Source organism: Clostridium sp., assembly GCF_036660475.1.
Classification (GTDB): domain Bacteria; phylum Bacillota; class Clostridia; order Clostridiales; family Clostridiaceae; genus Clostridium_J.
The window spans coordinates 135,780-156,486 of record NZ_JAVXAO010000003.1 but is presented as its reverse complement, the minus strand read 5'-3'; the positions used below and the strand labels follow the sequence as shown (position 1 = coordinate 156,486).

14 protein-coding genes are annotated in these 20,707 nt (G+C 30.3%); 10 read left to right on the top strand and 4 right to left on the bottom strand.

The window, feature by feature from the left end; translation table 11 throughout:
• The first annotated feature begins 26 nt into the window (after nucleotides 1-26).
• The 3 genes from RSA29_RS06245 to RSA29_RS06235 all read left to right on the top strand — a co-directional run bounded on the left by RSA29_RS06245 (nucleotide 27) and on the right by RSA29_RS06235 (nucleotide 5,041).
• Entirely contained in the window at nucleotides 27-1,772 is a 1,746-nt protein-coding gene (locus RSA29_RS06245; protein ID WP_346942632.1) for an ABC transporter ATP-binding protein, read from the top strand.
• The gene (locus tag RSA29_RS06240) at nucleotides 1,726-3,537 is read left to right on the top strand and encodes an ABC transporter ATP-binding protein (protein ID WP_346942633.1); all 1,812 of its coding nucleotides are present in this window, start codon (nucleotides 1,726-1,728) and stop codon (nucleotides 3,535-3,537) included. Before RSA29_RS06245 ends, RSA29_RS06240 begins: the two co-directional genes overlap by 47 nt.
• Nucleotides 3,538-3,793: 256 nt before the next feature.
• A complete protein-coding gene (locus RSA29_RS06235; protein WP_346942634.1) occupies nucleotides 3,794-5,041 on the top strand; it encodes an amidohydrolase family protein in 1,248 nt (415 codons plus the stop codon).
• A gap of 209 nt (nucleotides 5,042-5,250) precedes the next feature.
• Here the strand turns inward: RSA29_RS06235 and RSA29_RS06230 are convergent, their stop codons facing one another.
• The 4 genes from RSA29_RS06230 to RSA29_RS06215 form a co-directional block, all read right to left on the bottom strand.
• On the bottom strand, nucleotides 5,251-6,648 hold the full coding sequence (locus tag RSA29_RS06230; RefSeq protein ID WP_346942635.1) for an amino acid permease: 1,398 nt from the start codon (nucleotides 6,646-6,648) through the stop codon (nucleotides 5,251-5,253).
• Between the two features lie 304 nt (nucleotides 6,649-6,952).
• Complete coding sequence (locus RSA29_RS06225; RefSeq protein WP_346942636.1) at nucleotides 6,953-8,770, bottom strand: HAMP domain-containing sensor histidine kinase; 1,818 nt, start codon at nucleotides 8,768-8,770, stop codon at nucleotides 6,953-6,955.
• A 25-nt stretch (nucleotides 8,771-8,795) separates the two neighbouring features.
• The gene (locus RSA29_RS06220; protein ID WP_346931440.1) at nucleotides 8,796-9,503 is read right to left on the bottom strand and encodes a response regulator transcription factor; all 708 of its coding nucleotides are present in this window, start codon (nucleotides 9,501-9,503) and stop codon (nucleotides 8,796-8,798) included.
• A gap of 444 nt (nucleotides 9,504-9,947) precedes the next feature.
• Nucleotides 9,948-11,183 (bottom strand): aminopeptidase, encoded by a 1,236-nt coding sequence (locus RSA29_RS06215; protein ID WP_346942637.1) that lies wholly within the window; start codon nucleotides 11,181-11,183, stop codon nucleotides 9,948-9,950.
• Between the two features lie 323 nt (nucleotides 11,184-11,506).
• Here RSA29_RS06215 and RSA29_RS06210 point away from each other — a divergent pair, with 323 nt between their 5' ends.
• From RSA29_RS06210 to purC, 7 genes are all read left to right on the top strand, one after another.
• Nucleotides 11,507-12,904, top strand: coding sequence for a Sapep family Mn(2+)-dependent dipeptidase (locus RSA29_RS06210; RefSeq protein WP_346942638.1), 1,398 nt, complete (start codon nucleotides 11,507-11,509; stop codon nucleotides 12,902-12,904).
• Between the two features lie 57 nt (nucleotides 12,905-12,961).
• Complete coding sequence (locus RSA29_RS06205; RefSeq protein WP_346942639.1) at nucleotides 12,962-13,435, top strand: VanZ family protein; 474 nt, start codon at nucleotides 12,962-12,964, stop codon at nucleotides 13,433-13,435.
• 17 nt (nucleotides 13,436-13,452) lie between these two features.
• A complete protein-coding gene (locus RSA29_RS06200) occupies nucleotides 13,453-14,211 on the top strand; it encodes a YdcF family protein (RefSeq protein WP_346942640.1) in 759 nt (252 codons plus the stop codon).
• A gap of 23 nt (nucleotides 14,212-14,234) precedes the next feature.
• Complete coding sequence (locus RSA29_RS06195; protein WP_346931445.1) at nucleotides 14,235-15,185, top strand: ROK family protein; 951 nt, start codon at nucleotides 14,235-14,237, stop codon at nucleotides 15,183-15,185.
• Nucleotides 15,186-15,640: 455 nt separating this feature from the next.
• Nucleotides 15,641-19,414 (top strand): phosphoribosylformylglycinamidine synthase, encoded by a 3,774-nt coding sequence (locus RSA29_RS06190; protein ID WP_346942641.1) that lies wholly within the window; start codon nucleotides 15,641-15,643, stop codon nucleotides 19,412-19,414.
• Nucleotides 19,415-19,524: 110 nt separating this feature from the next.
• Nucleotides 19,525-20,004, top strand: coding sequence for a 5-(carboxyamino)imidazole ribonucleotide mutase (gene purE, locus RSA29_RS06185; protein WP_346942642.1), 480 nt, complete (start codon nucleotides 19,525-19,527; stop codon nucleotides 20,002-20,004).
• The gene (purC, locus tag RSA29_RS06180; protein ID WP_346942643.1) at nucleotides 20,004-20,705 is read left to right on the top strand and encodes a phosphoribosylaminoimidazolesuccinocarboxamide synthase; all 702 of its coding nucleotides are present in this window, start codon (nucleotides 20,004-20,006) and stop codon (nucleotides 20,703-20,705) included. The genes purE and purC overlap by 1 nt, the downstream gene beginning before the upstream one ends.
• Nucleotides 20,706-20,707: the final 2 nt, after the last annotated feature.

The following is a 20,707-nucleotide window of genomic DNA, read 5'->3' as shown; positions in this document are numbered from 1 at the left end:
TATAAAGTCAAGGTGGAGGGATAGTTATGGTCAAGAAGAAAAACATAATATTAGAATTTTTTATAGAGCATAAGATTTCATATATTATGGGGGTAATATTTCTATTAGTAGCAGCTTATATTCAAACTCTTTTTCCAAAAATATTGGGAGAAACCATTGATATTTTAGAAGTAGCAAACTTTAATAGTGGAGATGTAAGAAGAAATATTGTATATATGTTACTAATTTCAGTAGGTACATTTGTAACAGCTTATATTTGGAGAAATCTAATTATAGGCAGTGGAAGGAAGCTTGAGTGTGTTATAAGAGAGAAGTTGTTTCATCACCTACAATTAATGTCACCTGAATTTTATAATAGAAGGAAAACCGGAAACCTTATAGCCTATGCTATCAATGATATTAATGCAGTTAGAATGGCATTTGGACCAGCGACGGCTATGAGTATTAATGGTGTTACAGTAAGTGTTGTTGCAATTTATTCTATGATTAATACTATTGATTGGAGACTTACAGTGATGTGCCTTGCACCTATACCAATAATAGTAATAGTTATACTTATGATAGGAAAACAGGTTCAGAAGAGATTTAAAAAGGTTCAAGAATATTTTGCTTCTATATCAGATAGAGTTCAAGAAAATATATATGGAATTAGAGTAATAAAAGCTTATGTTCAAGAAGATGAAGAGGTAAAGAATTTTGAAGAACTCAATGATGAAATGATGAAGGCTAACTTAGATATGGTTAGAATTTCATCTATACTAACACCTATAATTGAAATTTGTTTTAGTATAAGCTTTATATGTAATTTAATTATTGGCGGCAATATGGTTATAGATGGAACTATAACATTAGGAGATTTTATTGCATTTAACACATATTTAACGCTGATAATGGCTCCAGTTATTTCTATAGGACGTATTGTAAATGTTATTGAAAAAGGGATAGCATCATATAAACGGCTTAATGAAATATTTAAAGTAAAACCAGATGTAATTAATGGTGATGAAATGATTAACTCAGAAATTAAGGGTGAAATTAAAATTAAAGATTTAGATTTTTATTATCCAGGATCAAGTGAAAAAGCTTTAGATGGAATTAGTGTTACAATAGGTAAAGGGAAAACTTTGGGTATAATTGGAAAAACTGGGTCGGGTAAGACTACTCTAGCTAGCTTGATTTTAAGGCTTTACAATGTAAATCAAGGAGAAATAATAATTGATGGTGTTGATATTAATAGTTATAAATTAGAATCATTACGAGACGGATTTGGATATGTACCTCAAGACAATTTCTTGTTTTCAGCATCGGTAAAAGATAATATAACATTCTTTAATGAAGATTACTCAATAGAACAGGTAGAGGCTGTAACTAAAGAGAGTTGTATATATAATAGTATTACAGAACTTGATAAGGGATTTGATACAGTTTTGGGAGAGCGGGGAGTTAATCTTTCAGGCGGTCAAAAACAAAGAATTTCAATAGCTAGAGCTATCATTAAAAATCCAGGAGTACTTATTTTGGATGATTCACTATCAGCTGTAGACACTATTACAGAGGAGCAAATACTGAAGAATTTTAAAAACCTTAGAGTTGATAAATCTACTATTATAATTTCTCATAAAATATCTTCAATTAAGGATGCAGATCAGATTATTGTGTTAGATAATGGGAAAATAAAAGAAGAGGGAACTCATGAAAAATTGATTAAAAAAGGGGGTGTGTATTATGAAATCTACCAAGAACAATGTAAAGATAGAAAAAGTGGAATCTAAGCAATCAATTAATAAATCAAAGAGTTTATGGCGATTACTTAAATTAGCTGTCCCATATAGTAAAATGATTTTGGTGGCAATAGTTTGTGTGTTGCTAGTAAATGGAGCACAACTTTTAAAGCCATATATTTTAAAAGTTGTTATTGATGATTTTTTAGTAGGTAGGAATGTACAAAGTGGATTATACTCAATAACATCATTAGGGATATTATACTTTGTTGTTGTTGCGTTAGGTGGAGTATTTGCTATCGCTCAAGCTAATATAATTAATAAAGTTGGACAGGGTATTATGAGAGGAATAAGGTCCAGAGTATTTAAAATAATACAATATTTGCCCCTAGCTTACTTGGATAAGATGTCCTCAGGTAGACTAATAACAAGGGCGACTAATGACGTTGAAGCATTAAGTGAGATGTATACAAATGTATTAATAAGTCTTTTTAAAGATGTTTTTTTGCTAATTGGTATAGTCTATGCAATGGTAGCTTTAAATGTGAAACTAGCACTTATATCATTCTGTGTAGTTCCTTTGATGTTTTTAATAATTTTCATTTTAAAGAAGAAAATAAAAGATAATTTTAAAAATATGAAAAACTTAATTGGAAGAATAAATGGATTTATGGCAGAAAATATTTCAGGTATGAAGATTATACAAATATTTAATGGTGAAAACGTAAAAAATAAAGAGTTTAAAGAATTAAATGAAAAATACTTTAAAACTACATCTTTCCAAGTGTGGCTCAATAGTATTTTAAGACCATCTGCTGATGTTTTTCAAAGTTTAGCAGTGGCACTTTTAATATGGTATGCAATGGGTGCTATATCTAATAACACATTGGAAATAGGCGTGCTTTATGCATTTACAACCTATATTAAGCAGTTTTTTAATCCTATTGCAGATTTGGCTGATAACTATACTACGATACAATCGGCTTTGGTTTCTTCAGATAGAATTTTCGAATTAATAGATCAAGAAGAAATACTGGAAGATCTGGACTCTGGAATTCATTTAGATAATATACATGGACATATAGAATTTAAAAATGTTTGGTTTTCATATAATGATAAAGATTGGGTTCTGAAGGATGTAAGTTTTCAAGTAAATAAAGGTGAGACAGTTGCATTTGTAGGAGAAACAGGAGCTGGAAAAACAACTATTATAAGTTTAATTAGTGGGTTTTACAAGGTTCAAAAGGGGGAAATATTAATTGATGGAATAAACATTGATGATGTACGACTTAGAGATTTAAGGAAAAATATGGCGGTGGTTTTACAGGATGTATTCTTATTTTCAGGAAATATAGAAAATAATATTACTTTGAACGATAAAATAGATAGTGAAGTTGTAGAGGAAGCAGTCAAAGACTCATGTGCAGATGAGCTTGTAAACTCTATGCCACAGGGACTCAGCGAGCCAGTGATGGAAAGAGGAAGTACATTCTCAGCGGGTGAAAAGCAATTATTTTCTTTTGCTAGAGCTTTAGCTCATAGTCCAACAATTTTAGTGTTAGATGAAGCAACTTCAAATATAGATACCAAAACTGAGTTATTGATTCAGAAAGCTATAGAAAATGCATCAAAGGATAGAACTACTTTAGTTATAGCCCATAGACTTTCCACAATAAGAAATGCGGATAATATAATAGTTTTAAAACATGGTGAGATTGTGGAAACGGGAAATCATAGCAAACTTATGGATTTAGGTGGGTATTATAAAAATTTAGTAGTTGAAAGTAAATCTTTTAATGGGTATATAGAGTTGTAAGAGGTATAGTGAAATAAGTAGGAAACATCTATAGAATTAATCAATATTGTTTAATTTTATAGATGTTTATTATATTTAATTATGTTCTTCATAAATTAATGCAAAATTTACATGCATGAAGTATAATTTTAATATATTCATTAATATAAACATAAACCTAGGCTGTAAATATATAGCTAATATTTTGTGGTTGAAGATTTATATAGGGATAAGAATATATAATATATTAAATGGTGAATTATGGAGGGATGTTATTGTGAATAAACTTGGGTTTATAGGTGGATTTTTAATAGATGGGACAGGCGGTGAGCCTATAGAAAATTCATTGGTAATTATTGAAGGAAAGAGGATTGCTTATGCTGGAGGTATAAAGGAAATAGAAGGGGATTGTGAACTTATAGATATTCAAGGTAAAACAATTATGCCAGGACTTATTGATTCACATCTTCACTTTAGTGGGAATAGAACTGATAGTGATACAGAATGGGTTCTCGAACCAGTAATTCAGAAAACTATTGTATCAGTCGCACAAGCAAGGGAAGCATTAGAACATGGGTTAACTTCAGTGGGGGAGATTTCACGTTCAGGAATACATTTAAGGGATATGATAGAAGAGGGTGTTATACCAGGACCTCGTATAGTTACAACGGGATTAGGGTTTTGTAGAACGTCAGGACATGGAGATTCTCATAAGCTGCCTTTAAGTTATAATGAAGATTCCCACCCTTGGGCTGAAAGAGTAGATGGACCATGGGAGCTTCGCAAGGCTATTAGAAGGCGAGTTCGTGAAAATCCAGATGCTATTAAAATTTGGTCTACAGGTGGGGGGATATGGAGGCATGATGCAAAGGCTGCATCTCATTATTGCATGGAAGAAATTCAAGCGGTTGTTGATGAATGTAACATGGTGGGATTGCCTGTGTGGTCACATGCAGAGGGCTATGAAGGTGCACTTAATTCTTGCAAGGCAGGTGTATCTGCAATAATCCACGGTCAAGAACTAAATGAAGAGTGTCTTGAAATTATGAAAGAAAAAGATATAACCTTTTGCCCAACTCTACAGTTCTTTTATGAGTGGTTTACTGTGTATGAGCCACCTTATAGAAAAATTCATGATGAATTTGAGGGAAGTACAACTGCGGAGAGGGAATTGAATCGTATAACTAGTAATTTAAGAAATGCCAATGATAGAGGTATAAGGATTACGGTTGGTTCAGATTCATTTTGTAGTAGCCTAACACCTTATGGAAAGTATGCAATAACAGAGATGTATACTCTAAATAAGGCTGGACTTACCAATATGGAGGTAATACTAGCTGCAACTAAAAATGGTGCAGAAATGCTCAAAATAGATAATATAACGGGTACTCTTGAAACTGGCAAGTTTGCAGATATTATTGTATTAGAAGGAAATCCTTTGGAGGATATTCATAATGTAGATAGTGATAAGATGAATATTATAATGAAGGAAGGTACATTTATAAAGAATACTACAACCAAATAACTTAGAGAAAAAAATATATAATGAATTAATACTCAAGTTTATATTGATGACTATAATTGGTATAAATTAAAGCTGCGTATGTAAAGTGGTTAATTCGAGACATATGAACTATGCAGATTAAAAGGTTAGTTAATTAACTAACCTTTTAATCTGCATAAAAATTTCAATGGGTTTATATATAGGGAAGCGCATATTAGGTATTTAAAAAATTATTTATTATCGATACCTACAGCTTTTCTTAAATTATCTACAGATTTATTATCTTTATTCTTTTGCAACATCATATAAACATATATAGGAATTCCAAGGAGCATTAAAATGAATCCATACATAACACATTCTGAACCTGTACCATATATTGCGTAAATAGAATATCCAAAGGCAAGTAGGGAGAAAAATGAATATTTTAAGAATCTAAATATATTGAAATCTTTTCCACCTTTGAATAAAAGAACTATTTCTGCTGCTGAGCAGAATGAGTAAGCAGGTAAAAACGCTAAGGTTGCAAGTAATATCATAAAGTCGAAGGCACCTTGTAAACTACCTACATAGTTCATAATTAGAAGTAGATTAGTACATATTCCGCTTACAACTAATGCTACAACAGGTGTGTTATATTTAGGATTAATACGTTTCATTGCTTCTGGGAATAGTCCATCTTCTGCTGCGCCCATGGCACCTCTTGCAGTGGTAAGTAACCATCCAGAGGTAGCTCCAAGGGTAGAGATTAAAGCCCCAATGGCTATAAATGTTCCACCCCAGGTTCCGCCGGTTGCTGCATTAATTATGTCGGAAAGTGGTGCTTGAGAATTTGCTAAATCTACCTGATTCATAGCACCCATAGCAACTACGCTCATAAGAATATATATTACAGATACTATAATTATCCCATAGATGGTACTTTTCTTAATATTCTTTTCAGGATTTTTAATTTCTCCACCGGCTACAGTAGCACTTTCAAGACCTATGAATGACCAAAGGGCTATAGCTATGGCTGCGGGTAAAGTTGATAGGCCTGACACTTCCGGACTAGAAACAGTATTCAAATAAGTTGGATCAAAGTTTAGTGCGGCAATTACAATAAATACAACAAGAACTCCGATTTTTAAAACTGTTGAAACAATACTAATTTTACCAGCATGCTTTACTCCAAATATGTTAATAGCAGTAAGTGTCCATAGAACTGCAGAGGAGATTAAGAATGCAAGCAATGGGTTAGTGGAAATAGGGAAAAAGTATGTAAAATAACTCATAAATGCTGTAATTATAGCTGCATTTCCAACCCAAGAACCAATCCAAAAAGACCATGCTATTAGGAAACCGGCAAAATCGCCAAAGGCAGCCCTTGTATAAATTATAGGACCTCCAGTTTTGGGTATCTTCGAACCGAGATTAGCAAAACTTAGGGCTATCAGTAGAGAACCTATAGCAGTTATAATCCAAGCGATTATAGCGGTTTTAGGATTTGTAACCCTTGCAAAACTTGATGGTGCCATAAATATACCTGATCCTATTATATTTCCAATTACGATTGCAGTTGCAGCACCAAGACCAAGCTCACGTTTTAATTTTATCTCATCTTTTAAAAGATTGTTGTTATCACTCATTAATTTCCTCCTTGGTTTATGTCAATACTGTTAGATAGACTAGTATGTTAATTATATGTTATGTTAAAAGCTTAGTTCTTATATACTTATTTATAAGTATATAAGAACTTTATCAGGTTATATTTATACATCTAAACTATATACTTGAGTTTATAGTTTAGATGAATTTAAGTAACAAATCAATATAGAATTGAGAAGATATTATATTAAAAATATATAAACAAATGTGCAAATTAAGAAAACATAGTATGATAAACTAAGTTCTTAATTTGCACATTTAATATTAAGTCTAAATCTAAAAGTTTTATTTATTAGAAAGTGGAAGTTTGATTATTACTTTAAATAAATCACCATCGCAGTTTATCTTTAAAGTCCCACCATGGAGTTCAATTATTGTACTCGCAATAGCTAGACCAAGACCAGAGCCTTCAATGTTAGATCCTCTGGATTTATCTCCACGTACAAATCTTTCTAAAATTTCTTCTTCATTAAAATCTAAGTCATATTTAGAAATATTTTTAACTACTATTTCACAATATTCGCCAACGGAGGAAACCTGTAAATAAACCCTAGAGTTTTCAAGGGAGTATTTAATTGCATTACATATTAAATTGTCCATTACTCTAGACATTCTCGAACCATCTACTTCAATATTACAGGATTTATCTCCAATGACCTTAAATTTAAGATGATTAGCTTCACCAAGAAAGCTAAGTTCACCCAGACTTTGATGAATGAGTTCTACAATATCTAGTTCACTTTTGCTTAAATTAATCTGGCCAGAACTCATCTTTGATATTTCAAATAAATCTTCAACGAGATTTTTAAGTTTATTAGATTTATTATCTAAGATGGCTACATAGTCTTTAATCTCATCTTTACTTAAATTTTCATCCTTAAGAATATCTACATAGTTTATTATTGAGGTTAGTGGGGTTTTTAAATCATGAGATACATTAGTAATAAGCTCTGTTTTAAATCTCTCACTTTTAAGAGCATTTTCTACCTTGCTTTTATAGTTAACTTTTAATTTATCAATTTCAAAGGCTAAATCTGAAATGTTGCCTAAATTTGATAAGCTTAGGTCTATATCCATATCGCCACCTTCTAGTTTATGAACATATTTAATTAATTTTTTTCGTCCATTTATACTTTCCAAATAACGTACACAAACATTTGTAATTATAATTAGGAATGAAGCTATCACAATTATATTACTATTAAAATTTAAATATTGTGTTGTAGAAGAAAACATACTGTATAAAGGTAGATATATTACCCAAAATATTAATAAACTTATTAAGGTTAAATCATAAAATAGATTTTTAAAGATATATTTTATGTTTATAAATAGTATATTTACAGCTTTAATGGTCCTTATTAATAAAACATTTTTAAATTTATTAGTATAATGTTTTAAGGAAAAACTTTTTATTAAAAAAATATGTTTTGTAATAAGTAGTGTAAATATACTTATGAATGGGATTGACAAGTATAGCTTATGTCTTATATTTTTTGCGAAATAACTATACTGTGTTCCACGTATAAAATAGATTTCTTCTAAATTGTTCATAGCTGGAGTGTAAGCACCGTTATAATAACCATATGGGGATGTGTAGTGAGATAAGTCATTAGAGCTATATAAAAACACATCATCTTCGGTAGATAGTTTTAGTAAAGCTTCATCTGGTGGTAACTGATTAAAAGGATAGTCATTAAACCAATCTCTATTGGAAAACCATCGATTATTTACCTTATCAAGCAATAGAACTCCTACGTCTTCAGAAAGAGAGTTTACCAAACTACTTTGAAGTAATTCGGCGTTTTCGTCATTTTCACAGTGAATTATTTTAGAAAAACCATCGGTAAAGCTTAGAAGGCGTTCTCTAAATTCAATAGTATTATTTTGGAGCATTTCATTTTTAAATTTATTTTCATTGAATAAGGCAGTACTACGAACACTACGGTTATTAGTATAATTATCATAATCTGAAAAAGTTAGATATATAAAGCTAGGCAATACCGTTATAGATATTATGAAGATAATTAAAAATTCTATAATAATTAAAAATTCAGTAGAGTTTCTAAACCATTTGCTAAGTAAAGTTTTAAAAGTTGTCATCAATTTTGCACACCACCTTCATATTTTAATTATTAGGTGTTTCTAATTTGTACCCAATTCCCCACACTACCTTGATATATTCGGGATCTCTTGAGTTAATTTCAATTTTTTCTCTCATTCTCCGAATATGTACAGTTACTGTATTTTCGCTGTGATAGAAGGGGGTCTTCCATACTTTTTCGTAAATTTCCTTTATTGAAAATATCCTGCCAATATTTGATGCTAGAAGCAAAAGTATTCCATATTCAGTGGCTGTAAATTTTATTGGTTCGCCACGAAGAACTACAGATTTTAAAGTTGTATCAATAATTAAATCTTTAATTATAATTTTATCTTTAAGATTAACATTTTCAATATCGAGAGGTTTATCATAACGTCTAAGTTGTGACTTTACTCTTGCTATAAGCTCTAAATGATTAAATGGTTTGGTTATATAATCATCAGCACCATTATTTAATCCTATAATTTTGTCAATATTTTCAGATTTTGCTGATAAAATTATTATGGGTATATTTAAATTTTCTCTAATTTTCAAGCAAGTTTTAAGGCCGTCGAGACGAGGCATCATAATATCTAAAAGAATTAAATGAATTTTTTGTTCTTCTAGAATTTCTAAAGCTTCAATACCATCATAGGCTGTATACACGTTCAAGCTTTCACGTTTTAAATATATCTCTATAGCATTGCAGATTTCAATTTCATCATCAACAACTAATATGTTAAAATTAGACATGTAATTTAACACCACCTTTGTTATATTTAATTTAATATATTGATTAAATATCATTCAACTAATATATTACATCATATCTGCAAAAAATATATTAAAAATTTATTACTAATTATAATAAATTAATAGGAACAACTATAGATATACTAACTATCTTAAAAATTAAACATAATTTTTATAGTGAAATACATATAAAAAGGCATGAAATATAAGATTAAATCCTTATATTTCATACCTTTTATATTTAAGATGATTTATAGCCGTTGTAACATCCTCACCTTATTTAAGTTGAGGATAACAATGGATACGACCATAGCCTATTCTAATATTCAGCTGGAGTGAGGTATTCATCTTAAGTTAAACTCCGTTAAATATTAGAATCAATTTATAATAAAAGTTTAAATAGATTAATTATAAGTTAGAGTTTGCATTTTATTATTAACAATGCTAAAATGCCCAATTCCCATTTATAAATATAGGTGTTTGAGAATCATCAAATCCTATACCTATTATTGATAGGTCAGATGTTCCTAACATAAAGTCAACATGAGTTAGAGAGTCATTACCACCTGCAGCTAATATTTCTTCGCTAGTCATCTCAACTCCACCGTCTAAGCATAAATTATAAGCTTTACCTAAAGCAAAATGACAAGATGCATTTTCGTCATATAGAGTATTGAAGAATATAATTCCTGAATTTGATATAGGGGAATCAGATGGAACTAAGGCAACTTCACCTAAGTAATGGGAACCTTCATCAGTTTCAATTAAAGTTTTTAAGGATTCATACCCAGTTTCAGCTTCAAATTCTACAACTCTTCCATCTTTAAAAATTAGAGAGAAGTTGTTAATTAGATTACCACCATAGTTAAGGGGTTTTGAGCTAACTACTTTTCCATTTACACCAGTCTTTTTAGGCATAGAGAAAATTTCTTCTGTTGGCATATTTGCAATAAATTCTACTCCACTAGGCGTGTATTCTGCACCGCCTATCCATAGATGATTTTCAACTAATTCCAAAGTTAAATCTGTGCCTATTGAATTTTTATATTGAAGGGACTTAAAATTTTTATTGTTTAAGTATTTAATTTTTTCTACTAGATTGCTTTTGTGAAATTCCCAAGCTTTAACATGATCATCACTATCCACTCTTACTATTTTAAATATGTGCGACCATAGTTCATTTACAGCTTCAGCTTCACTTAATTTTGGGAACACTTTAGTTGCCCAGGACTTGGTTGGAAGTGCTATTATAGACCAAGCATTTTTATTGCTCATTAATCTTTCGCTAAAACTTCTTGTAGAAAGGCTAGCAGTTTTTTGAGCTACAGAGATTTTCTTTGGATCTACATCTTTTAACAATTCTGGATTAGATGCACTAATACTTAGAAAGCAAGCATTTTTTTCGGCATAGAAAAGCATAGAGTCTTTTAACCAATCTGGATAAGATTCAAATACTTCCATTGGGGAATTAAGGTATTTAAGCTTACCACATTCCTCATCATTCCAGTGAACAACAACTTCTTTAGCACCAATCTTATAGGCCTCTTCAACAATTAATCTTGTGAAATTATAGCATTCTACAGGTGATTTTATAACGAGAATTTGTTCAGGTTGAACATTTACACCTATGGATACACTTAAATTAGCATATTTTTTTAAAAGTTCATTATTAATTTCCATTTAATACCTACCTTCTTTTTAATAATATTCATGTAATTATAGCAATTTAAAGTAATAACTTAATTATATATTGTAGATGTTTATAATTCTATATAATTTATCAAATATTTTCTAAGGTGGTATAGTGGTATTTCATATGTGCAATATTTATGATATAACTAATTATGGAAGTTGTTCTCATATAAGTTAAAGTTATATGTAAGCTGTATGATAAGAATATGATAAATAGCTGTTGTGATATAAGTTGATTTAATATTAATAATTATAAGGAGGTGAGCTTTAGGCGATAACAATAAATATGTGTTAACGATCTAGAGTAAAAAATGTTTAAGCAACATATCGAAAGTTACAAGGAAAACATCATAAGTGATTTAATTGAATTAATGGATATTAGAACAATCGAAGGTGATAAAAAACCTAATATGCCATTTGGAGAAGATGTTTATAGGGGTCTAAAGTATGTAATGGATAAGGGTGATTCTTGGGGATTAAAGAACCAAATTTTTTGTGGATATTGTGGTCAAATAGATGCAGGTGATGGAGATTATATAGTAAGTATACTATGTCATGTGGATGTAACGGCTGAAGATAATAAATGTACAACTGATCCTTTTAGATGTGAAGTAAGGAATGATAATATTTATGGTAAAGGTGCGGTTAGTGGTAAAGGACAATTAATAGCATGTCTTTATGCTATGAAATTGCTAGAAGAAGAAAAGTTAATTCCACAAGGAAAGAAGATAAGATTGATTATTGGAACAGACAAGGAAACTGGTGGTAAAAGTATTGATTATTATAAAGAGTATGGAATTATATCAGATATAGGATTTACTCCTGATGGTGTATTTCCTGTAGTGTATGGTGAAAAAGGAATTATAGATATAGATCTTAATATGGTTTTTAAAAGCAAGGTTGATGCTCCAATTAATATCGTCCAGATTGTTGGTGGTGATGATTCGAAAATAGTGCCATCGAAATCAACGCTTATATTAAGTTGTACTGAAGGATTTAGAGAAAAAATTGAGATGGAATTAAAGGCATTTTCAGAAGATAACAATATTGAATATAATATATTCACGCAAAATAAATTGATGGCTATAGAGTTTATCGGTAAACAATCTCAGGGGCACACACCTGAAAAAGGAGTTAATGCTATTTCTTACAGTATAGAATTTCTTTTTATATTTCAAGATTTTATAGATAAAAAAGAGTTTATAAGTGAATATCATAGATTAATTTCAACGTCTTATTACGGTGAAAATATTGGTTGTAGTATTCAAGATGAAGATTCGGGTAAACTTACATTTAATGTAGGTTTAATTAATTTAAATAATGATGAAGTAAATATTAAAGTTAACATAACGTATCCAATTTCTTATATATATAGCGATGTTTTTCAACTTATCAAAAGTGGATTTAAGTATTCAGAATTAAAGGTGAAAAATATCAGTCATATTAGATCAATTTCATTTTCAAGAGATAGTTTTTTAGTGAAGAAGTTAATGAAGGCTTATAAATCTGTAACTGGCGACAAAATATCTAGGGAATATTGTATATCAGAAAAAACCTATGCAAGATCGTTGGGGAACACTGTATCTTTTGGGCCTAGATTTCCAGGGGATCAGGAATACTTTGAAGCGTGTGATGAACATATTAGTATTAATTCTCTTATGAAGATTACAGATATATATGCTACGGCAATGTATGAATTATTAAAATAGCAAAAGAATTTGCAGTAACTTATTAATATTTTAAATATAATTTAAAATAATTCGTATGTGAAAGGTGGAGATTTTATAAAAAAGAAATATGTATTATTAATTATAACTATTTTATGGATTGGTTTTATTTACTATATGTCAGGGCAATCGGCAGTAGAATCATCTGAGAAAAGTTCTAAAGTGGTTAATTTTATATCGATAAGATTTAATACTACAGATGTTCAAGAAGAAGCTTTAACAGTTATAGTTAGAAAAGGAGCTCATTTAACTGAATATTTTATTTTAAGCTATTTAATTACAGTGACGTATTTGGCTTATAAGGGTAGAGTAAATGATTTCTCGTTTATCCTATTAATGTGTATTTTAGTGGCTATAAGCGATGAATTTCTTCAAGGGTACATTAATGGAAGAAGTTCAGAGGTGAGAGATGTTATTATAGATTTTAGTGGGTCCCTAACCTTTATAATTTCATACTATATTTTCAATTATAAAAATAGGAAGATAAATGGGGTGTTAAAATCAAAGAGTTAAAATTATACAATTTAATTATGGTGCTAGGTAGTTTTTCATTAATTTATTATATAACATTAAAGATAGTTACATTCAATATGGCATTTGCAGAATTTTGGCTTTTTCTATCAATTGGAAGTTTAATAATGTATTGGATGATTAGATATAAGTTGATTCATACTAGCATTGGAAAACTATTAATTGCTATTATGATTTTAGGCTTGGTTATATTTATGGTTTTAGAGGTTATGATTATATATACTGGAAGAGTAAACGATAAAACTAAAACTAATTATGTGTTAGTTTTAGGTGCAGGAATAAATGGAGACAAGGTATCTAGATCTTTAAAATTAAGATTGGACAAAGCGATAGAATTTAATAAGGAGTTTACGAATATACCTATTATAGTTAGTGGTGGTATGGGGAATGGTGAAACTATAACTGAGGCATTGGCAATGAAAACATATTTAGTTGAAAATGGAGTTGATGATGACAATATAATAATGGAGGATAGATCCACTAATACATATGAAAATTTTAAGTTTTCTAAAGAGATTATGCAAAAAGGACTGGAATTAAAAATAGATGAAGAAAGCCCAGGTAATTTAGCTAAAGACATAAGTGTAACGTTAATAACAAATAATTTTCATATGTTTAGAGCTAAATATATTGGTGAAGGCGAGGGTTTGGAAATCCATTGTGTTAACGCACCTACGGGGAAAATAACGGCATTAAATTTTTATGTTAGAGAGAGTTTTGCAGTAATTAAGGAAATACTTTTTAGGTATATAAAATAATTGCTAAAAGGGGGATTAGGGAAATGTATATTGGAATAGACTTAGGCGGTACAAATATAGGAATAGGGATTGTAGATAGCAACAACGATTTAATTTATAAAGATGAAATTCCAACAAGAAAAGAGATAGGGTATACTGAAATAATTAGAAATATGATAGGATTAATTTATAAAAGTATAGATATTGCAAATATTAAAAAAAATGAAATTAAGGGCATTGGTATAGGGATTCCGGGTATAATAGATCCTAAAAGTGGAAAAATAATTGATTGTGTAAATCTTAAATGGAAAAATATTGATATTAAAGGTGAAATGGAGGATGCACTAAATATTCCAGTATTTGTTGGTAATGATGCTACAGTAGCAGGAGTAGCTGAATTAGCGGTTGGTGCAATGCAAGGAGTTACTTCAGGGATATTGCTAACATTAGGAACAGGGGTTGGGGCAGGAATAATTATTAATGGGAATGTATATGATGGAGCTAATGGTATTGGAGCTGAAGTTGGCCATATGGTAGTTGGAGAAAATTATCACGATTGCAATTGTGGGAGGAATGGATGTTTAGAGACATTTTGTTCATCTACAGCTATTATTAATTACTCGATAAAGCTACTTGAGGAAGGTGTAAATTCATCTATTTTAGAGCATGCCGGTGGTGATATAAGCAAAATTGATGGAAGGAGTATATTTGAAGCGGCAAAAAAAGGTGATGATTTAGCATGTAAAGTGGTTGATAGAATGGTAAAGTATTTATGCATTGGCATAGTTAATGTTATATCGGTTATAGATCCAGAGATTTTTGTAATTGGTGGAGGCCTTTCGGCAGCGGGAGATTTTTTGCTTTCGAAAATAAAAAAACAACTTATAGAAGAAAAATATTATAAGAGTGTTGAAATAGGACGAGTTGTGTTATCAAATATTGGAAATGATGGTGGGATTATAGGTGCAGCAAATTTGTGTAAGCATCAAAAATAATATAAATATTTACGGACAAGAAAATTGAAAAGGGTTATAATAACTCTGTTTTAAAAAAAGTTAAATCATATTATTTTATGATTTAACTTTTTTTATAGATGGAGTATTTTTATTGAGCAAAATCCGATTCACAACATTATTTAAAGGCATAAATGATTTTATTGTACTACAAACATTGAGTAATGTGGTTAGTAGTGATTAATTTTGAGTTTGTCAGTAAAGAAAAAAGTAATGTGGTGTTTTGTAATTATAATAAATAAGAAGTGTTCATGGAAAATCTATAAGTACAGCACAATTAATATGAATTTACATACAATATAGTTTATTTGTGAAAAAGATATTAAATTTACAATATTTCTTTATTTTTAACGTAAAATGTATTATGATAGTAATATAGACGAATGATTAATTGATTAAATATAATAATATTCGTATTTAGTTTAAGGGGGTCGTGTATGATGGGGAAAATATTCACCGTTTACGTTGAGAAAAAATCTAAATTTAATAAAGAAGCACGAGAATTATTAAGAGAATTTAAAAATTTATTGGGTACAGAAAATATTGAAAAAATAAGGATTATAAATAAATATGATATTGATGGAATTAGTTCTGATGAGCTTGAAAAAATTAAATACACTGTATTAAGTGAAAAAAATACAGATGATATATATGAAGAGAATATTGAACTTGATGGAAGTGACTATTTTTTAGTTGAATATCTTGAAGGGCAATATGATCAAAGAGCGGATTCGGCGGCCCAATGCATTGAACTTATTACAGAGAAAAAGGCACCTGTAGTTAAAACAGGAAGAGTAGTTGCTATATATGGAAATATTACAGAAGAGGATTTTAAAAAAATAAAGGCTTATTATATAAATTCAGTAGATTCAAAAGAATGTTCTTTAGAGAAGAAAACAGCTATTGTACAACCACAATTAGAATCTAAAGATGTAGAAGTAATTAATGGGTTTATTGATATGGGTAATGATGAATTACAAATGTTTTTGGAAAAAAAATCATTATCGCTTAATATTGAAGATATCATTTTAATAAGAGACTATTTTAAAAATAATGGTAAAAATCCTACAATAACTGAAATTAAAGTACTTGATACTTATTGGTCAGACCACTGCAGGCATACTACATTTCAGAGAGTATTAACTAAAGTTAATTTTGAAGATGGTGGATACATAGATTGTATAAAAAAAAGTTTTGTTATATACCAAGATTATAGAAAAGAAGTTTATAAAAATGAAGAAAGACCTATGACTTTAATGGATATGGCAGTAATAGGTATGAAGAAATTAAGAAATGATGGTAAGCTTTTAAAACTGGATGAATCTGAGGAAATAAATGCATGTAGCATAGTAATAGATGTGGAGGTAGATAAAAAATCTGAAAAATATCTTCTAATGTTTAAAAATGAAACTCACAATCATCCTACAGAAATTGAACCATTTGGAGGAGCATCAACCTGTCTTGGAGGAGCTATAAGGGATCCTTTATCAGGAAGAAGTTATGTGTTTGGAGCTATGAGGATTACTGGATCTGGAGACCCAAGAAGAGCTATGGATGAAACTTTATCAGGAAAACTTCCTCAAAGAAAAATTACTAAGGAAGCAGCAAGAGGATACAGTAGTTACGGAAATCAAATTGGTCTTGCTACTGGATATGTTAGAGAGATATATGATGAAGGGTATGTCGCAAAGAGAATGGAAGTAGGAGCAGTTCTTGGGGCAGCACCCATTGAGAATGTTATTAGAGAAACACCACTACCTGGAGATGTAGTTATTTTACTTGGTGGAAGAACTGGTAGAGACGGAATTGGTGGAGCATCTGGTTCCTCAAAGGAGCATACAGAAAAATCAATCGATAATTGTAGTTCTGAAGTTCAAAAGGGAAATGCACCAACAGAAAGAAAAATACAAAGGTTATTTAGAAAAAAACAAGTTACAACATTAATAAAAAGGTGCAATGATTTTGGGGCTGGAGGTGTTTCTGTAGCAATAGGAGAACTTGCAGATGGATTAGAGATAAATTTAGATGCGGTTAAGAAGAAGTATGAAGGATTAGATGGCACGGAAATAGCAATATCGGAATCACAAGAGAGAATGGCTGTGGTAGTTGAAGAGAAGAATGCAGATAAGTTTATAAGTTTATGTGAAGAAGAAAATCTAGAAGCTTCAGTTGTAGCGAGGGTGACAGAAGAAAAGTCTATGAAGATGAAATGGAGAGGAAAAGAGATAGTTAATCTCTCTAGAGCATTCTTAGATACAAATGGAGCAAAAACTTATGGAGAAGTATTTATAGAAGCACCAAAGGTAGAGGATAACTATTTTAATAATAGAATGGTATATACAACATTAAAAGATGGATTTGAATCAGTGCTTAAAGATTTAAATGTAAGTTCACAAAAAGGGCTTATGAATATTTTTGATTCAACTATTGGTGGGAATACAGTACTTATGCCTTATGGAGGAAAAACTCAAAGAACACAGACTGATGGTATGGTATTTAAAATTCCTGTTGAAAATGGAGAAACAACAACTACTGCGATTATGGCTCATGGATTTAATTCAAAACTTGCAACATGGAGTCCATTTCATGGCGCTATGTATGCAGTAATTGAGAGTGTTACAAAGTTAATAGCTTTAGGTGGAGATTTGAATGGAATTTATCTTTCATTTCAAGAATATTTTGAAAAGCTTGGTGAAGATCCTAAGAAGTGGGGTAAACCCTTTTCAGCATTGCTTGGTGGACTTTATGCTCAACATAACTTAGAAATTGCTGCAATTGGTGGGAAAGACAGTATGTCTGGTACATTTAAAGAATTAAAAGTACCACCAACATTAATAAGTTTTGCTGTAACAACAGGAAACACAGAAACTACGGTTAGTAATGAATTCAAGTATTCAGATAGTAAAGTTATATTGTTAAACACCCCAATGAATGACGAATTTGTACCTAGCTTTGAAGAGTTAAGATTAAACTATAAAACAATAAATGACTTAATAAAATCAGGACAAGTTTTATCTAGTGGAACAGTAAACTATGGTGGGGCAATAGAAACTCTTTCAAAAATGTGTTTTGGAAACAACATAGGATTAAGAATAGATAATGAAATGTCCATGGAAAAATTACAAAGTTTTAGTTATGGATGTGTAATTTTAGAAGTAGCTAAAGAGCTGAAAATTGATAGTGAAAATGTTATTAAAATAGGAACAACTATAGATGAAAAAGTAATAAGCAAGGGGGATGAGAAACTTTATCTAAGGGATTTAGCGAAAATTTATGAAAATCAAATTGAAGAAATTTTTAATAAAAATTATAAAGAGGATGAACTTAAGCATCTTGAAATGAAAAATCAAATATTAAGTAGTGAAATAAATAATAAAGATAATATAAAAATATCACCAATGATAAAAATTCCTAAACCTAAAGTGCTTATCCCAATATTTCCGGGAACTAACTGTGAATATGATTCAGAAAAAGTATTTGTAAATTCTGGAGCGGAAGTAGATACTATAATATTTAATAACTTATCACCAGAACATATAAAAGAATCAATTTTGATTATGGAGCAAAAAATTAAAGATTCACAGATAATAATGCTACCTGGAGGATTTTCAGCCGGAGATGAGCCAGATGGATCAGGTAAGTTTATAAATGCTATCTTTAGAAATGAAAAAATTAAATCTTCAGTTATGGAACTTTTAAATAATAGAGACGGGTTAATGTTAGGAATTTGCAATGGATTTCAAGCATTAATAAAACTAGGGCTTGTACCGTATGGTGAAATAAGGGATATAGATGAGGAGAGTCCTACACTAACCCACAATTTAATAGGAAGTCACCAAAGTATGATGGTAAATACTAAAATAGTTTCAAATAAGTCACCATGGCTCAGTGGATCAAATATTGGAGATGTTTATAAGGTGCCAATATCTCATGGGGAAGGAAGATTTGTTGCAAGTGAGAAGGTTATAAGAGCATTGTTTGAAAATGGTCAAATAGCCACACAGTATGTAGATGATAGTGGTAATCCAACTTATGACATAAACTTTAATCCAAATGGAGCTGTTTATGCGGTTGAAGGTATTACAAGTAAAGATGGAAGAATATTTGGGAAGATGGCCCATAGTGAAAGGATAGGTTCAGGAGTTATCAAAAATGTTCTAGGTCAACATGATATGAAGATATTTGAAAATGGAGTTAAATATTTTAAATAAAATTATTTATCAGGGGGATACACACCGTTAATATTAACAAGAAGGGTGTGTATATAAATAAACCTCTGGTAAAAGACTAGTAAATAATATAAAAATTGGAGGTATTTTAAATGAAAGTAGCAATTATATTTGGGAGTAAATCTGATACAGAGGTAATGAAGGGTGCAGCTAAATGTCTTAGGGAGTTTGAGGTTCCTTTTGAAGGATTTGTATTATCTGCACATAGAGTCCCTGAGAAATTAGTTGAAACATTAAAGAGATTAGAAGAAGAGGGATGTGAAGTAATTATAGCAGGGGCAGGACTTGCAGCTCACCTTCCTGGTGTTATAGCTTCAAAAACGACTATACCAGTAATAGGAGTGCCAATTAATGCTGCACTAAATGGATTAGATGCACTATACTCAATAGTACAAATGCCTAAAGGAATATCGGTAGCTACTGTAGGTATAAATAATAGTTATAATGGTGGAATGATGGCAGTACAAATGCTTTCAATAAAATATCCTGAGATTAAAAGTAAATTAAATAGATATAGGGAAGTTATGAAAGAGAGTTTTATAAAAGAAAATGAAGCGGGGGTAAAATTATAATGGATATGAAAAATTTTATTTATGAGGGAAAAGCAAAGAGAATATTTAGTACTGAAAAGGCTGATGAGGTTTTAGTATATTATAAGGATGATGCAACTGCTTTCAATGGTGAAAAAAAAGCATCTATATCATCGAAAGGAATACTTAATAACACAATTAGTTCTATAATATTTGAAATGTTAAATGAAAAAGGTGTAAAAACACACTTTGTTAAAAAGATAAGCGATAGAGAGCAGATATGTAAAAAAGTTCAAATAATTCCATTAGAAGTAATAGTAAGGAATGTTGCAGCTGGAAGTATGGCTAAAAGATATGGGGTTGAAGAGGGAAGAGAACTCAAAACAACTGTACTTGAAATTAGCTATAAAGAGGATGCATTAGGAGACCCACTAATGAATGATTATCATGCAGTTGCCCTTGGACTTGCAACTTTTGATGAATTAAATTATATATATGCGCAAGCTGCTGAAATTAATGATATACTTAAAGAATTTTTCTTAAAGCAAGATATTAAATTAATAGATTTTAAATTAGAATTTGGGAAAATCAATGGAGAAATAATTCTTGCAGATGAGGTCTCACCAGATACATGTAGATTATGGGATTTGAAAACAGGTGAAAAATTAGATAAAGATAGATTTAGAAGAGAGCTTGGTGATTTAGTAGAAGGATATACAAAGGTACTAGAAAGAATTAGATAGCA

What these genes read in the sequence shown, in the direction of transcription:
- RSA29_RS06245 (WP_346942632.1), top strand. Translation starts at nt 27, where the DNA reads ATGGTCAAGAAGAAAAACATAATATTAGAATTTTTTATAGAGCATAAG.
- RSA29_RS06240 (WP_346942633.1), top strand. Translation starts at nt 1,726, where the DNA reads ATGAAATCTACCAAGAACAATGTAAAGATAGAAAAAGTGGAATCTAAG.
- RSA29_RS06230 (WP_346942635.1), bottom strand. Translation starts at nt 6,648, where the DNA reads ATGAGTGATAACAACAATCTTTTAAAAGATGAGATAAAATTAAAACGT.
- RSA29_RS06225 (WP_346942636.1), bottom strand. Translation starts at nt 8,770, where the DNA reads ATGACAACTTTTAAAACTTTACTTAGCAAATGGTTTAGAAACTCTACT.
- RSA29_RS06220 (WP_346931440.1), bottom strand. Translation starts at nt 9,503, where the DNA reads ATGTCTAATTTTAACATATTAGTTGTTGATGATGAAATTGAAATCTGC.
- RSA29_RS06215 (WP_346942637.1), bottom strand. Translation starts at nt 11,183, where the DNA reads ATGGAAATTAATAATGAACTTTTAAAAAAATATGCTAATTTAAGTGTA.
- RSA29_RS06210 (WP_346942638.1), top strand. Translation starts at nt 11,507, where the DNA reads ATGTTTAAGCAACATATCGAAAGTTACAAGGAAAACATCATAAGTGAT.
- RSA29_RS06200 (WP_346942640.1), top strand. Translation starts at nt 13,453, where the DNA reads ATGGTGCTAGGTAGTTTTTCATTAATTTATTATATAACATTAAAGATA.
- RSA29_RS06195 (WP_346931445.1), top strand. Translation starts at nt 14,235, where the DNA reads ATGTATATTGGAATAGACTTAGGCGGTACAAATATAGGAATAGGGATT.
- RSA29_RS06190 (WP_346942641.1), top strand. Translation starts at nt 15,641, where the DNA reads ATGATGGGGAAAATATTCACCGTTTACGTTGAGAAAAAATCTAAATTT.
- purE (WP_346942642.1), top strand. Translation starts at nt 19,525, where the DNA reads ATGAAAGTAGCAATTATATTTGGGAGTAAATCTGATACAGAGGTAATG.
- purC (WP_346942643.1), top strand. Translation starts at nt 20,004, where the DNA reads ATGGATATGAAAAATTTTATTTATGAGGGAAAAGCAAAGAGAATATTT.